Source organism: Pseudomonas reidholzensis (assembly GCF_900536025.1).
In the GTDB taxonomy this organism is placed as follows: Bacteria; Pseudomonadota; Gammaproteobacteria; order Pseudomonadales; family Pseudomonadaceae; genus Aquipseudomonas; species Aquipseudomonas reidholzensis.
On record NZ_UNOZ01000031.1, the window covers coordinates 132,219 to 144,774 of the forward strand.

Consider the following 12,556-nt stretch of genomic DNA (forward strand, 5'->3'; position numbering starts at 1 on the left):
CATGCACACTCAGATGCTTATCAATGGCCGCCTGGTGGCGGGTGAAGGCCCGGCCTGGACCGTGCTCGACCCGGCCCTGGGCAGCGCGCTGGCGCAGATCAACGAGGCCAGCGAAGCCCAGGTCGACACCGCCGTGCGCGCCGCCGACCAGGCATTCGACAGCTGGTCGCAGACCAGCCCCAAGGAGCGCTCACTGGCGCTGCTGGCCCTGGCCGATGCCATCGAGGCGCACGGCGAGGAGCTGGCCGGCCTGGAATCGCAGAATTGCGGCAAGCCGCTGGCCGCCGCGCTCAACGACGAGATCCCGGCGATCGTCGATGTGTTCCGCTATTTCGCCGGCGCGGCGCGTTGCCTGGGCGGCTCTGCGGCGGGCGAATACCTGCCGGGGCACACCTCGATGGTGCGCCGCGATCCGCTGGGCGTGGTGGCCTCGATCGCGCCGTGGAACTACCCGCTGATGATGCTCGCCTGGAAGATCGCCCCAGCGCTGGCGGCCGGCAATACCGTGGTCCTCAAGCCCTCCGAGCTGACCCCGCTGACCGCCCTGCGACTGGGCCAGCTGGCACAGGACATCCTGCCGCCCGGCGTGCTCAATATCCTCTTCGGCCGCGGCCCGAGCGTCGGCACGCCGCTGATCACCCACCCCAAGGTGCGCATGGTGTCGCTGACGGGCTCGATCCCCACCGGCGCGCACATCATCGGCGCCACCGCCGACAGCGTGAAGCGCATGCACATGGAACTCGGCGGCAAGGCGCCGGTGATCGTCTTCGACGACGCCGACCTGGATGCGGCCATCGACGGCATCCGCACCTTTGGCTTCTACAACGCCGGCCAGGACTGCACCGCCGCCTGTCGCCTGTATGTGCAGGACGGCGTCTACGACAGCTTCGTCGAGCGCCTGGGCGAGGCGGTCGCGAGCATCAAGCCGGGGTTACAGACTGCGGCGGACACCGAACTCGGCCCGCTGATCAGCGCCGTGCACCGGGACAAGGTGGCCGGCATCGTCCAACGCGCGATCGCCCAGCCGCACACCCGTCTGGTCACGGGTGGCAAGCCGCTGCCTGGGGATGGCTTCTTCTTCGAGCCGACCGTGTTGGCCGACGTGCTGCAAGATGACGAGATCGTGCGCCATGAAGTGTTCGGCCCGGTGGTCACCGTGACCCGCTTCAGCGACGAGGCCCAGGCCCTGGAATGGGCCAACGACTCCGACTACGGCCTGGCCTCATCGGTCTGGACCCGCGACACCGGCCGCGCCCACCGCCTCGCCGCGCGGTTGCAGTACGGCTGCACCTGGGTCAACACGCACTTCATGCTGGTCAGCGAGATGCCGCATGGCGGGCAGAAGCATTCGGGGTATGGCAAGGATATGTCGATGTATGGGTTGGAGGATTACACCTGTGTGCGGCATGTGATGATCAAGCACTAGACCTCAGGCATTCGCCGACTGAGGATCCCCTCAGTCGGCATCAATTCGAGGCGATTCCGCCCTTTCGGATATTTCCTACAACTTCAGGCGCCTTTACCTAATCTTGGCTGATTGAGGCAAATCAAACGGTATCATAATCTGATACCATGAATAATCATCAGCGAAGTACCTTGGAAGCGCTATTCCAAAAGCCAGTCCCCAGAACACTGGAATGGTCCCGACTGGAATCGCTTCTGGTGTCGCTCGGCGCCAAAGTCATCGAAGGTAGAGGGTCACGCGTTCGCTTCGAGCTCAACGGAGCGGTGACAACGTTCCATCGCCCTCACCCCGACAGACATGCCAGGCCCTATCAATTGCGAGATGCCCGCCAGTTCCTTGAGCAGGCAGGAGTTACAACATGAATGTCATGACCTATCGCGGCTACGCCGCTCGCATCGAGTACAGCGACGAAGATCAGTTGTTGATCGGCCATGTTGCCGGTATACGCGACGTGATCGGCTTCCATGGCGAATCGATCAGCGAGTTACGCCAGGCGTTTGAAGAGGCGGTGGACGATTACCTCGAGACGTGCGAGCGACTTGGACGCCCTCCGCAGAAAGCTTATTCCGGCAAGCTCAGCCTGCGCCTCGAGCCTGCCCTTCACGCCAGCGTGGCAGCCAAGGCCGAGCTGGCGGAAAAGAGCATCAACCAATGGGTGAGCGACATCCTCAGCCGAGCAGCGTATAGCTGAGCAGTGTTCACCCTTCAAGTGAGTGGCAAAGCCACTTGCACTCAATCCCTCAAATCCGACTCATGAATCGGATTGGCCCGGCTGGTCGCGCGTTGATACTGCGCCGGCCAGGTGGCCTTGTTGCCGCCCAGGTCGTCGTCGGCGTGCAGCGGCCAGTACGGGTCGCGCAGCAGTTCACGGGCGAGGAAGATGACATCGGCCTGGCCGGTGCGCAGGATGTGCTCGGCCTGGGCCGGTTCGGTGATCATGCCGACAGTGCCGGTGGCGATTTCCGACTCCTTGCGCACACGTTCGGCGAAGCGGGTCTGGTAGCCAGGGCCGGTGGGGATCTCGGCGTTGACCGAGGTGCCGCCGGAGGAAACGTCGATCAGGTCGACGCCGATAACCCGCAGGCGGCGCGCCAGTTCCACTGTTTCGTCAGGGTTCCAGCCATCCTCGACCCAATCCGTGGCCGACACACGAACGAACAGCGGCAACTCTTTCGGCCAGACGTTGCGCACCGCCTCGGTGACTTGCAGGGTCAGGCGGATGCGATTCTCGAAGCAACTGCCGTATTCATCGCGGCGCTGGTTGCTCAAGGGCGAGAGGAACTGGTGCAACAGGTAACCGTGCGCGGCGTGGATCTCGACCACCTTGAAACCTGCGGTCAGGGCACGCTCGGCGGCTTTGACGAAGGCGTTGACGACCTCCTGGATCTCATCCTGGCTCAGTTCGCGCGGTGAAGTGTGTTCCGGGTCGAAGGCGATCTTCGACGGGCCGACGGGTTGCCAACCGCCGTCTTCAGGCTTGACGCTGCCATGCTTGCCCAGCCAGGGCCGATGGGTACTGGCCTTGCGCCCGGCGTGGGCCAGCTGGATGCCCGGGACCGAGCCCTGGGCCGTGATGAAGCGGGTGATGCGTTGCAGCGGCGGGATATGCGCGTCATCCCACAGGCCGAGGTCTTCGGCGGTGATGCGGCCATCCGCGGTGACTGCCACGGCTTCGCTGATCACCAGGCCAGCGCCACCCACCGCGCGACTGCCCAGGTGGACCAGGTGCCAGTCGTTGGCCAGGCCGTCTTTGGCCGAGTACTGGCACATCGGTGAGACGGCGATGCGGTTGGGCAAGGTCAGCTGACGCAGGGTGTAAGGCTCGAGCAGCAAGCTCATGAGGGCACCTCCCAAGGACTCCAATGGTTGACCGGCCCGGGCACTCATGCGGCGTCCGTGGCCTGGTACCGGCTCCTTTGAGCCTAGACCAGTTTGGCTGGGGGTATGATGTGGAGCGGGATTTGCCGCCTGAGCCTGGCCTGCAAAAGGCCCAGGGGCAAGGCGCCGCTTAGCGCGGCTCCATGTGGGCAATCATCAACTGCACGCTTTCATTGCCACGAAACTCGTTCACATCCAGCTTGTAGGCCAGCTCCACCCACTTCACGGTCGGATTCGGCCAGACCTCGCGATCGATGCCAAACGCGATGCCATCCAGCCTGACCGCGCCGCACTCGCTCTTGAGCACCACCTTGAGGTGCCGCTCACCGACCACGCGCTGCTCGACCAGCTGGAACACCCCATGGAACAGCGGCTCGGGGAAGTGCTGCCCCCACGGCCCGGCATTGCGCAGGGCCTTGGCCAGGTCCAGGTGAAACTCCTCGACCGCCAAGGTCCCGTCGGACAGCAAGCGCCCGGTCAGGTCGTCCTCGCACAGCTGGCGCCGGGTCTCTTCGTCGAACGCCTCGGCAAACGCCGGGAAGTTCTCCGCGGGCAGCGACAAGCCCGCCGCCATTGCATGCCCGCCGAACTTGCTGATCAGCTGCGGGTGACGCGCGGCCACCGCATCCAGCGCATCGCGGATATGAAAGCCCGGCACCGACCGCGCCGAGCCCTTGAGCATGCCCTCCCCCGCATCGGCAAAAGCGATGGTCGGGCGGTGATAACGCTCTTTCAGGCGCGAGGCAAGAATCCCGATCACACCCTGGTGCCAGTCAGCGTCGAACAGGCACAGGCCATACGGCATGGACTCGACCGGCAGGTCCTTGAGTTGGGCCAGCGCCTCGCGCTGCATGCCTTGCTCGATGGACTTGCGGTCCTGGTTGAGGCCGTCCAGCTGTTCGGCCATGTCGCGCGCCAGGGCCGGGTCTTCGCTCAGCAGGCATTCGATGCCCAGGCTCATGTCGTCCAGGCGCCCGGCGGCATTGAGCCGTGGGCCGAGGATAAAGCCGAGGTCGGTGGAGGTAATGCGCTGGTAGTCACGGCGAGCGACCTCGAGGATCGCCTTCAGCCCGGCACGCGCGCGGCCGGCGCGAATCCGCTCGAGCCCCTGGTGGACCAGGATACGGTTGTTGGCATCCAGCGGGACCACGTCGGCCACACTGCCGAGCGCGACCAGATCCAGCAGTTCGCCGATGTTCGGCTGTGCCTGGGTCTCATAACGGCCGAGGCTGCGCAAGCGCGCCCGCAGGGCCATCAGCACATAGAAGATGACCCCGACACCGGCCAGCGACTTGCTCGGGAACTCGCAGCCCGGCTGGTTCGGGTTGACGATCGCGTCAGCCTCGGGCAACTGCTGGCCCGGCAGGTGGTGGTCGGTGACCAGTACCTTGAGCCCCGCGGCCTTGGCCGCCGCCACGCCTTCAACGCTGGAAATGCCGTTGTCGACGGTGACCAGCAGTTGCGGCTGACGCTGCAGCGCCACTTCGACGATTTCCGGGGTCAGGCCATAGCCGTACTCGAAACGGTTCGGCACCAGGTAGTCGACGTGGGCCGCGCCCAGCAGGCGCAGGCCCAGCACGCCGACGGTACTGGCGGTGGCGCCGTCGGCGTCGAAGTCGCCGACGATGAGGATGCGCTGACGCTGGTCCAGCGCCTCGACCAGCAGGTCGACCGCCGCGTCGATGCCCTTGAGCTGCTGATACGGCAGCAGGCGCGCCAGGCTCTTGTCCAGTTCGGCCTCGGACTGCACGCCACGTGCGGCGTACAGGCGAGTCAGCAGGGGTGGCAGGGCGCCGAGAAACGGCAGGGTCGGCGGCAACGGGCGGGGTTCGATACGCATGGGGTCTTCAGCAGTCGATCAATAAGGGGTCGGTTCAGCCACGCTCGCCGAGCAGCCACTGCAGCTGCACTTCGTGCTGGCCGCGGTCGTCGGTGACGAAGACAGTACCTTCGCTGATCATCACGTCCCACTTGATGCTGCGCGGCATGTCCTTGGCGAGGACTTCCAGCACCTCTTGCGGTACGGCGGCGATGTTCAGGTTTTTCAGGTTCTTGACCGCGCCGACCACCTTGGTCTCCCAGACGCGCAGGCTGCCATACGCCAACAGGCTGGTGCGCTCGGTACGGCGCGAGCACCAGGTCAGGCGATCGGCGTCCGGCTGGCCGACTTCGATCCAGTGCAGCACACGGTCGTCCAGGCTCTTTTCCCACAGGGCAGGCTCGTCGACATCCGACAAACCGCGGCCGAACGACAGGTGCTCGTTGTACCAGAGTGCGTAGGCCAGCAGACGAACGGCCATGCGTTCTTCGGTTTCCGAAGGATGGCGGGCGATGGTCTGCTTGACGCTTTCGTACACGCTGCGGTCGAGGTCGGTCAGGTTCAGTTCGAATTTGTAGGTGGTGGACGGCTGGGCCATGGGGAGCGGGCTTCTTGCGAGAGAAAAGTCGCCCAGTCTAACTGATCCTGGCTTCCTTGCGTCGCGGCTGTATCTGCCGCTGGCGACCTATGATAAAACCACGCCTCTGCCCTGTCGCCACGGATGCCCCATGCCCACGCCCAGCAAACCCCTCGCCGGCCTCAAAGTCATCGAGCTCGGTACCCTGATCGCCGGCCCTTTCGCTTCGCGCATCTGCGCCGAGTTCGGCGCCGAGGTGATCAAGGTCGAGTCGCCCGACGGCGGCGACCCGCTGCGCAAATGGCGCAAGCTGTATGAGGGCACCTCGCTGTGGTGGTTCGTGCAGGCCCGCAACAAGCAGTCACTGACGCTCAACCTCAAGCATGACGAGGGCCGCGAGATCCTCAAACGGCTGTTGGCCGAGGCCGACATCCTGATCGAGAACTTCCGCCCCGGGGTGCTGGAAAAACTCGGCCTGGGCTGGGACGTGCTGCATGCACTCAACCCGCGCCTGGTGATGGTGCGCTTGTCCGGCTTTGGCCAGACCGGGCCGATGAAGGACCAGCCAGGCTTCGGCGCGGTCGGTGAATCCATGGGCGGGCTGCGCTACATCACCGGTTTCGAGGATCGGCCGCCGGTGCGCACGGGGATTTCCATCGGCGACTCGATCGCCGCCTTGTGGGGCGTGATCGGCGCATTGATGGCGCTGCGCCACCGCGAAGTCAACGGCGGTGCCGGGCAAGTCGTGGATGTCGCGCTGTATGAAGCGATCTTCGCCATGATGGAAAGCATGGTCCCGGAGTTCGACGTGTTCGGCTTTATCCGCGAGCGTACCGGCAACATCATGCCGGGCATCACCCCGTCGTGTATCCACACCAGCGCCGACGGCAAGCATGTGCAGATCGGCGCCAACGGCGATGCCATCTTCAAGCGGTTCATGCAGGCGATCGGCCGTGACGACCTGGCCAACGACCCGAGCCTGGCCAGCAACGACGGCCGCGACCTGCGCCGCGACGAGCTGTACGGGGTGATCGACCGCTGGGTCAATGGCCTGCCGCTGGAACAGGTGATGCAGGCACTGACTGCCGCCGAGGTGCCCGCCAGCCGCATCTACTCGGCCGAAGACATGTTCAGCGACCCGCAATTCCTGGCCCGCGAGATGTTCCTCCAGGGCCGCCTGCCAGACGGCAAGCCGTTCAAGATGCCGGGCATCGTGCCAAAACTGTCGGAGACCCCAGGCTCGACCGAATGGGTCGGCCCGGCACTGGGCGAGCACACCGAGTCGCTGCTGGCCGGCCTGGGCTACGACGCGGCGGCGATTGCCCGCCTGCGCGCGGCTGGCGCGATCTGAGCCGGCGCCCGCACCCATGCCCAGACGCGCCGGCCGCCTCCTGCTCCCACTGATCCTGCTCTGCGGGCTGCTGCCGCTCATGGCCGAGGCCAAGGAGCGCTTGCTCTGGCTGGTCCGCGACCTGCCGCCGTTCACCATCTTCGAAGGCCCGGAGAAAGGCCAAGGTGTGATCGACCGGATGCTGCCGCTGCTGATCGAGCAGATGCCCGAGTACGATCACAGCATCGTGCGGGTCAATCGCGCACGCGGCATCCAGATGCTTCAGGAGCCGAGTTTCACCTGCGATCCGACCTTGTTGTGGACACCGGAACGGGCCACTTTCGCGCGCTTCTCGAAACCCACGATCGGCGTGCTGAGCAGCGGCCTGGTGGTGCGCAAACGCGACCAGGGCATGCTCGCGCCGTTCCTCGACGCGCAACAGGTCGATCTCAAGGCGCTGCTGACACAGACCCAGCTCAAGCTGGGCATCGTCGCCGAGCGCAGCTACAGCGCACAGGTCGATGCCCTGCTGCGCCAGTTGCCCGACAGCGCGTTCAGCCGCCACTACGGCAACGACGCCACGGCCAGCCTGCTGCAGATGCAGCAACTGGGGCGCCTGCAACTGGTCCTGGGTTATTGGCCAGAGATACGCTATCTGGTGCAGCAACAAGGCGGCCCCCTGGGGGACTACGTGTTCTACCCGATCCAGGGTGTCAACCCGTACCAGTTCCTGCATGTCGCCTGCTCTGATACAGCGTTAGGGCGCGAGGCGATCAAGCACATCGATGCGCTGCTGCCGGCGCTGAGCCGTGACACCCTGCCTGGGTTCTATGCACATTGGCTGGAGCCCGAGTTGCGCGAGGATTACCTGCGCCAGGCCCGTCAACGTGCCGACGAGGCGACGGCGGAACAACCTGCACATCCCTGAAACCCAGGCAAAAAGAAACCCCGATCGCTGGGGAGGACGACCGGGGTCAAGCGAAAGCCTCTGAAGGCTTCCCGTGGCAGCCCGTCGACACCGGAGCAAAGCGCCGATGGCTGCCATTACAGTGTCTGACGGTTGTCTCAGGCGAAGGTTCCGTGAACGGGTCGCTGATGCTGCAGAGCTGCTATGACGCACGGCTGCAAACGCCCCTCGGCAATCTGCAGATCGCGGTGCAGGCCATCGACCAGGTCGATCAGCAGGCTTTGCTCCTGCAGTTGGCGCGGGCTCACGGCCCGTTGCAGGGTTACCGTGCCCTGGCTGTCGCGTACGGTCAGCTGACGGTTGCCGCTGATGTCGGCCGCACCGAGTTGGGCCTGGTAAGGGGTCAAGGCTTGATTGAGCAGTCTGCAGATTCTTTCCATCCGGCGTACTCGCTTAGGTGGGGGACATATCGGTACTGACCCTCAGGCACTGCACAAAGTTCGTCGCTGCGGGCCGTTTCAATGAGCATGCGCGTGCAACATGACAGTTTCAAACGCGGGCCGGGCGGGCCGTTGACTGCGGCCTTGCAGGCGTTTCAGCGCGTGTTCGAGGGCGGGTGTCGAGAGTGGCCAGGGCAGCTCGGCGATGACCCACAGGCCTTGTTTGCGGGCCTTGGCTGCGAGGTGCGCCGCGTTTGTGCGGGGCTTGCCTACCAACAGCAGGGCTCTGGGTGTCGTCTCGTGATCGAGTCGTTCGAGCAATCTATCGACCTCGCGGGCGGCCATCGCGTGGTCGAGGATCAGCAAGTCGCAAGGGCTGTCGCCGCCGAGCTGGGCGATGGCGCCCGGCAGATGTCCGGCCACTCGGACATTGAACGCGCCTTGGGCGTTGCAGGCCTGGTGCAGGGTGATCTGGTGGGCTGGGCTTGGCTGGTAGATGAGGATGTTGAGCCGGTGCATGGGTCGCTCCCGAGCGCCACGCGCTCTGGTGAAGAGACCCATCACTGTAGAAACGCCGTTGTGCGGCTGGAATCAGAAAAATCTGAAAGTGCTTCGGGAGACTTCTTCTGGTGCACCACCCTGGGCGGGGCTTCACCGGTTGTTGGGAGGGTTGGCCGTGGGTTTCGATTTGCGAGCTTATCCGTTTAGGGTGGTGGATATTCGGGCCTCATCGCGGGCAAGCCCGCTCCTACAAGGACCGCCGCCGCCCTCCCGATTGTGGAACACTTGTAGGAGCGGGCTTGCCCGCGATGGGGCCGGAACTGCCAATGCACATTCTGGCGCTGACGCGCTATACCGCCCTTATAAACCAGCGAGAGCGCAGCGATTCGCCAGCCGTTGCCCTGGCCCTTGATCTGGCTTTTGATCTGGCTCGTGATCTTGATCTACTGCGACTTCAGGAGGCCGAACGGAGGTCTTGCGAAGCGAGGTGACGGCCAGGAAGGCCGGCAAGGCCCGTACAGCCCGGTCCTCGCGGGAGCAAGGCCGGAGTGAGGGAATCCCGCTTCGAGCGGGACTGATGTAGGAGCAAGCGGTTTTTGGTTACTTTTTTCCAAGAAAAAAAGTGACCCGCCGTTGGGGCGGAAGGGGCCATAAGCGCCACACCATCGAATGGATAAGCCCACGACTTGCAAGCCCAAGCCCAAGCAAAAACTACCCGGCAATCCACGAAAAACCATAAAAAAACCCGTCACAAGGACGGGTTTTTCAATCAATCACCACAAGCCCGATTACAACGGCTTGCCACGATTGCCATGCTGGCTGACAAACGCCTGCACCGCTTTCAGGTCGTTCGGCAGCACCGTGCAGCGCTCTTCGCGGCCGAACAGATCGCTCAGGTGCGCCGGCAGCTCGAGTGCCTTGCCAACACCCGCCTTCTCCACCGCTTCCGGGAACTTGACCGGATGCGCGGTACCCAGCACCACCATCGGCGTGTCCAGGCTGCGGCGGCATTCGCGGGCGGCCTTGACGCCGATCGCGGTGTGCGGGTCGAGCACTTCACCGGTGCTGGCGAACACCTCGGCAATGGTTTCGCAGGTGTCTTCGTCACTGACCGCCAGCGAATCGAACAGCTTGCGCGCCTCGGTCCAGCGGTCTTCATCGACGCTGAAACCACCACCCTGCTTGAAGTTGGCCATCAGCTCGGCAATCGCCGCGCCATTGCGACCGTGCAGGTCGAACAGCAAACGCTCGAAGTTCGACGAGACCATGATGTCCATCGACGGCGACAGGGTCGCGTGCAGGGTGTCCTTGACGTACTGGTTGCCGCTCATGAAGCGGTGCAGGATGTCGTTGCGGTTGGTCGCGACCACCAGCTGGCTGATCGGCAGGCCCATGTTGCGCGCCAGGTAACCGGCGAAGATATCGCCGAAGTTGCCGGTCGGCACCGAGAACGCCACCGAACGCGCCGGGCCGCCCAACTGCAGGGCTGCATGGAAGTAGTAGACGATCTGGGCCATGATCCGCGCCCAGTTGATCGAGTTGACTGCCACCAGGCGAGTGCCCTTGAGGAACGACTGGTCGGCGAAGCTGGCCTTGACCATCTCCTGGCAGTCGTCGAAGTTGCCTTCGATGGCGATGTTGTGGATGTTCTCGCCGAAGATGGTGGTCATCTGGCGGCGCTGGACTTCCGACACACGCTGGTGCGGGTGAAGAATGAAGATGTCGACGTTGTCGCAACGGCGGCAGCCTTCGATGGCCGCCGAGCCCGTGTCACCACTGGTCGCACCGACGATCACCACGCGCTCGCCGCGCTTGACCAGCACATGGTCGAGCAGGCGGCCGAGCAGTTGCAGAGCAAAGTCCTTGAACGCCAGGGTCGGACCGTGGAACAGCTCCAGGACCCACTCGTTGCTGTTCAGCTGGCGCAGCGGCGCCACCGCGGCGTGGGAGAACGCGCCGTAGGTTTCTTCGAGGATCTTCTTGAAGTCGGCGTCGGCGATGCTGCCGGTGACGAACGGGCGCATGACCCGGAAAGCCAGCTCGTGGTACGGCAGGCCCGCCCACGAGGCGATCTCTTCCTGGGTGAAGCGTGGCAGGTTTTCCGGCACATACAGGCCGCCATCGCTGGCCAGGCCTGCGAGCAGGACGTCTTCGAAGTTCAGGGCCGGGGCCTGGCCGCGAGTACTGATATAACGCATGGGTGCAAACCTTCGATGCTGGGGCCCGGGCCGCGCTGGCGGCCCGATGGCGACTGATTAGTTGAGCTGCTCGACGCGGATGCGCACGACCTTGCCGACCACATCCTGCAGGGCTTCGAGGGCAACGATCGCGTCGTTGATACCCTTCTCGACCACCCGGTGAGTGACCAGGATCATCGGCACCAGGCCATCCTGCTCCTCGGCTTCCTTCTGCATGATCGACTCGATGTTGATGCCACGCTCGGAGAGGATGCTCGCCACCTGGGCCAGTACGCCGGGGTGATCCTTGGCCTGGATGCGCAGGTAGTACGAGCTCTCGCAGGCTTCGATCGGCAGAATCGGGTGAGCCGACAGCGCATCGGGCTGGAAGGCCAGGTGCGGCACACGGTTTTCCGGGTCGGAGGTCATCGCGCGGACCACGTCGACCAGGTCGGCGACCACCGACGAAGCGGTCGGCTCCATGCCGGCACCGGCGCCGTAGTAGAGGGTCGAACCGGCAGCGTCACCGTTGACCATCACCGCGTTCATCACGCCGTTGACGTTGGCGATCAAGCGGTCGCTCGGGATCAGCGTCGGGTGCACGCGCAGCTCGATGCCGGCCGGGGTGCTGCGGGCCACGCCCAGGTGCTTGATGCGGTAGCCCAGCGCTTCGGCGTAGTTGACGTCGGCAGTGGTCAGCTGGGTGATGCCTTCGGTGTAGGCCTTGTCGAACTGCAGCGGAATACCAAAGGCGATCGAGGCCAGGATGGTCAGCTTGTGCGCCGCGTCGATGCCTTCGACGTCGAAGGTCGGATCGGCTTCGGCATAGCCCAGCGCCTGCGCTTCGGCCAGTACGTCGGGGAAGGTACGGCCCTTCTCGCGCATTTCGGTGAGGATGAAGTTGCCGGTGCCGTTGATGATCCCGGCCAGCCAGTTGATGCGGTTGGCCGACAGCCCTTCACGGATCGCCTTGATCACCGGGATACCACCCGCCACGGCCGCTTCGAAGGCGACGATGACGCCCTTCTCGCGGGCCTTGGCGAAGATCTCGTTGCCATGCACGGCAATCAGCGCCTTGTTCGCGGTGACCACGTGCTTGCCGTTTTCGATGGCCTTGAGCACCAGGTCACGGGCGATGGTGTAGCCACCGATCAGTTCGATGACAATGTCGATTTCCGGGTTGCAAGCGACCTCGAACACATCAGCGGTAATGGGGGTACCGGTAATCTGGCAGTTCGGGTTCTGCGAGCGCAGTGCAATCTGCGCGACTTCAATACCGCGCCCGGCACGGCGGGCAATCTCCTCGGCGTTGCGCTGAAGTACATTGAAGGTTCCGCCACCGACGGTCCCCAACCCACAGATGCCTACTTTGACCGGTTTCACTGTGAACTCCCCATTGAACGGCCGGCACCTGCGCCGACCGTGAAACATTGCCGTCACCCCATGACGACGGCGTACTGAA

12 protein-coding genes are annotated in these 12,556 nt (G+C 64.4%); 5 read left to right on the top strand and 7 right to left on the bottom strand.

Going from position 1 to position 12,556, the window contains the following annotated elements; translation table 11 throughout:
* Position 1 precedes the first annotated feature (1 nt).
* The 3 genes from CCOS865_RS22905 to CCOS865_RS22915 all read left to right on the top strand — a co-directional run bounded on the left by CCOS865_RS22905 (position 2) and on the right by CCOS865_RS22915 (position 2,156).
* The gene (locus tag CCOS865_RS22905) at positions 2-1,426 is read left to right on the top strand and encodes a gamma-aminobutyraldehyde dehydrogenase (RefSeq protein ID WP_119145403.1); all 1,425 of its coding nucleotides are present in this window, start codon (positions 2-4) and stop codon (positions 1,424-1,426) included.
* Between the two features lie 146 nt (positions 1,427-1,572).
* Positions 1,573-1,827, top strand: a complete 255-nt coding sequence (locus CCOS865_RS22910; RefSeq protein WP_119145131.1) for a type II toxin-antitoxin system HicA family toxin — start codon at positions 1,573-1,575, stop codon at positions 1,825-1,827.
* Positions 1,824-2,156 carry a type II toxin-antitoxin system HicB family antitoxin gene (locus tag CCOS865_RS22915; protein WP_119145133.1) on the top strand — a complete coding sequence of 111 codons (333 nt, stop codon included), beginning with the start codon at positions 1,824-1,826 and terminating at the stop codon, positions 2,154-2,156. Before CCOS865_RS22910 ends, CCOS865_RS22915 begins: the two co-directional genes overlap by 4 nt.
* 41 nt (positions 2,157-2,197) lie before the next feature.
* Here CCOS865_RS22915 and CCOS865_RS22920 read toward each other — a convergent pair whose 3' ends face one another.
* From CCOS865_RS22920 to CCOS865_RS22930, 3 genes are all read right to left on the bottom strand, one after another.
* Positions 2,198-3,304: an NADH:flavin oxidoreductase/NADH oxidase gene (locus CCOS865_RS22920; RefSeq protein ID WP_119145135.1), complete on the bottom strand. Its 1,107-nt coding sequence runs from the start codon at positions 3,302-3,304 to the stop codon at positions 2,198-2,200.
* A gap of 169 nt (positions 3,305-3,473) precedes the next feature.
* A complete protein-coding gene (gene recJ, locus CCOS865_RS22925; RefSeq protein WP_119145137.1) occupies positions 3,474-5,183 on the bottom strand; it encodes a single-stranded-DNA-specific exonuclease RecJ in 1,710 nt (569 codons plus the stop codon).
* A gap of 34 nt (positions 5,184-5,217) precedes the next feature.
* Complete coding sequence (locus tag CCOS865_RS22930; protein ID WP_119145139.1) at positions 5,218-5,760, bottom strand: YaeQ family protein; 543 nt, start codon at positions 5,758-5,760, stop codon at positions 5,218-5,220.
* A 130-nt stretch (positions 5,761-5,890) separates the two neighbouring features.
* On the opposite strand from CCOS865_RS22930, the gene CCOS865_RS22935 reads away from it, so the two are divergent.
* Both CCOS865_RS22935 and CCOS865_RS22940 read left to right on the top strand, forming a co-directional pair.
* The gene (locus CCOS865_RS22935; RefSeq protein WP_119145141.1) at positions 5,891-7,090 is read left to right on the top strand and encodes a CaiB/BaiF CoA transferase family protein; all 1,200 of its coding nucleotides are present in this window, start codon (positions 5,891-5,893) and stop codon (positions 7,088-7,090) included.
* Between the two features lie 16 nt (positions 7,091-7,106).
* On the top strand, positions 7,107-7,997 hold the full coding sequence (locus CCOS865_RS22940) for a TIGR02285 family protein (RefSeq protein ID WP_119145143.1): 891 nt from the start codon (positions 7,107-7,109) through the stop codon (positions 7,995-7,997).
* A gap of 137 nt (positions 7,998-8,134) precedes the next feature.
* Here the strand turns inward: CCOS865_RS22940 and CCOS865_RS22945 are convergent, their stop codons facing one another.
* The 4 genes from CCOS865_RS22945 to CCOS865_RS22960 form a co-directional block, all read right to left on the bottom strand.
* Positions 8,135-8,416 (bottom strand): DUF3509 domain-containing protein, encoded by a 282-nt coding sequence (locus CCOS865_RS22945; protein ID WP_119145145.1) that lies wholly within the window; start codon positions 8,414-8,416, stop codon positions 8,135-8,137.
* A gap of 78 nt (positions 8,417-8,494) precedes the next feature.
* Positions 8,495-8,935: a histidine kinase gene (locus tag CCOS865_RS22950; protein WP_119145147.1), complete on the bottom strand. Its 441-nt coding sequence runs from the start codon at positions 8,933-8,935 to the stop codon at positions 8,495-8,497.
* A gap of 770 nt (positions 8,936-9,705) precedes the next feature.
* Positions 9,706-11,115 (bottom strand): threonine synthase, encoded by a 1,410-nt coding sequence (thrC, locus tag CCOS865_RS22955; protein ID WP_119145149.1) that lies wholly within the window; start codon positions 11,113-11,115, stop codon positions 9,706-9,708.
* 57 nt (positions 11,116-11,172) lie between these two features.
* A complete protein-coding gene (locus CCOS865_RS22960; RefSeq protein WP_119145151.1) occupies positions 11,173-12,477 on the bottom strand; it encodes a homoserine dehydrogenase in 1,305 nt (434 codons plus the stop codon).
* Between the last annotated feature and the right edge of the window lie 79 nt (positions 12,478-12,556).

Coding starts and splice junctions, on each gene's coding strand:
- CCOS865_RS22930 (WP_119145139.1), bottom strand. CDS start 5,760: ATGGCCCAGCCGTCCACCACCTACAAATTCGAACTGAACCTGACCGAC.
- thrC (WP_119145149.1), bottom strand. CDS start 11,115: ATGCGTTATATCAGTACTCGCGGCCAGGCCCCGGCCCTGAACTTCGAA.
- CCOS865_RS22920 (WP_119145135.1), bottom strand. CDS start 3,304: ATGAGCTTGCTGCTCGAGCCTTACACCCTGCGTCAGCTGACCTTGCCC.
- CCOS865_RS22905 (WP_119145403.1), top strand. CDS start 2: ATGCACACTCAGATGCTTATCAATGGCCGCCTGGTGGCGGGTGAAGGC.
- CCOS865_RS22935 (WP_119145141.1), top strand. CDS start 5,891: ATGCCCACGCCCAGCAAACCCCTCGCCGGCCTCAAAGTCATCGAGCTC.
- CCOS865_RS22945 (WP_119145145.1), bottom strand. CDS start 8,416: ATGGAAAGAATCTGCAGACTGCTCAATCAAGCCTTGACCCCTTACCAG.
- CCOS865_RS22915 (WP_119145133.1), top strand. CDS start 1,824: ATGAATGTCATGACCTATCGCGGCTACGCCGCTCGCATCGAGTACAGC.
- CCOS865_RS22950 (WP_119145147.1), bottom strand. CDS start 8,935: ATGCACCGGCTCAACATCCTCATCTACCAGCCAAGCCCAGCCCACCAG.
- CCOS865_RS22910 (WP_119145131.1), top strand. CDS start 1,573: ATGAATAATCATCAGCGAAGTACCTTGGAAGCGCTATTCCAAAAGCCA.
- recJ (WP_119145137.1), bottom strand. CDS start 5,183: ATGCGTATCGAACCCCGCCCGTTGCCGCCGACCCTGCCGTTTCTCGGC.
- CCOS865_RS22940 (WP_119145143.1), top strand. CDS start 7,107: ATGCCCAGACGCGCCGGCCGCCTCCTGCTCCCACTGATCCTGCTCTGC.